At 58.6% G+C, this 1,435-nt stretch carries 1 rRNA gene (cut by a window edge); it reads left to right on the top strand.

Going from position 1 to position 1,435, the window contains the following annotated elements:
• Nucleotides 1-1,435, top strand: a 23S ribosomal RNA gene (locus QP090_RS37475); its annotated part reaches 1,450 nt to the left of the window's first position; the annotation flags it as partial.

The raw sequence follows: 1,435 nt of genomic DNA, 5'->3' as shown, positions 1-1,435 counted from the left end.
GTCCCTTCGGGGGCTGGTTTGGCCTAGCGGTCGGTCCGAGGGGGTAGTAGGTGAGCGATGGGGTGACGCAGGAGGGTAGCTCAGCCCAGGCGATGGTTGTCCTGGGGTAAGCATGTAGCCCGCGCTATAGGTAAATCCGTGGCGCATTTAAGGGTGAGATGTGATGCCGAGCCGTTTTAGGTGAAGTGAGTGATCCCATGCTGCCGAGAAAAGCCTCTAGTGAGTGTACCGGCGGCCCGTACCCCAAACCGACTCAGGTGGTCAGGTAGAGAATACCAAGGCGATCGGGTGAACTGTGGTTAAGGAACTCGGCAAATTGCCCCCGTAACTTTGGGAGAAGGGGGACCACGTCCGGTGATGGCACTTGCTGCCGGAGCTGGGGGTGGTCGCAGAGGCCAGGGGGAAGCGACTGTTTACTAAAAACACAGGTCCGTGCTAAGTCGTAAGACGCTGTATACGGACTGACGCCTGCCCGGTGCCGGAACGTTAAGAGGACCGGTTAGATCCCTTTCGGGGGGTCGAGGCTGAGAATCTAAGCGCCGGTAAACGGCGGTGGTAACTATAACCATCCTAAGGTAGCGAAATTCCTTGTCGGGTAAGTTCCGACCTGCACGAATGGCGTAACGACTTCCCCGCTGTCTCAACCACAGGCCCGGCGAAATTGCAGTACGAGTAAAGATGCTCGTTTCGCGCAGCAGGACGGAAAGACCCCGGGACCTTCACTATAGCTTGGCATTGGCGCCTGAAGCGTCTTGTGTAGGATAGGTGGGAGACTGTGAAGCCGGCACGCCAGTGTCGGTGGAGTCGTTGGTGAAATACCACTCTGGTCGTTTTGAGCGTCTAACCCGCACCCGTGAATCCGGGTGGGGGACAGTGCCTGGTGGGTAGTTTAACTGGGGCGGTTGCCTCCTAAAGAGTAACGGAGGCGCCCAAAGGTTCCCTCAGCCTGGTTGGTAATCAGGTGGTGAGTGCAAGGGCACAAGGGAGCTTGACTGTGAGACGGACGTGTCGAGCAGGTGCGAAAGCAGGGCCTAGTGATCCGGCACCGGCGTGTGGAAGCGGTGTCGCTCAACGGCTAAAAGGTACCCCGGGGATAACAGGCTGATCTTCCCCAAGAGTCCATATCGACGGGATGGTTTGGCACCTCGATGTCGGCTCGTCGCATCCTGGGGCTGGAGTAGGTCCCAAGGGTTGGGCTGTTCGCCCATTAAAGCGGCACGCGAGCTGGGTTTAGAACGTCGCGAGACAGTTCGGTCCCTATCCGCTGCGCGCGTAGGAGAATTGAGAGGGTCTGTCCCTAGTACGAGAGGACCGGGACGGACGAACCTCTGGTGTGCCAGTTGTCCCGCCAGGGGCACGGCTGGTTGGCTACGTTCGGTAGGGATAACCGCTGAAAGCATCTAAGCGGGAAGCCTTCCTCGAGATGAGTTCTCCC

Origin of the sequence: Actinomadura xylanilytica (assembly GCF_030283145.1) — a bacterium.
Taxonomy (GTDB): Bacteria; Actinomycetota; Actinomycetes; order Streptosporangiales; family Streptosporangiaceae; genus Spirillospora; species Spirillospora xylanilytica.
Note: the sequence above shows the minus strand (reverse complement) of the source record. Positions and strands in the feature narration are given on the sequence as shown.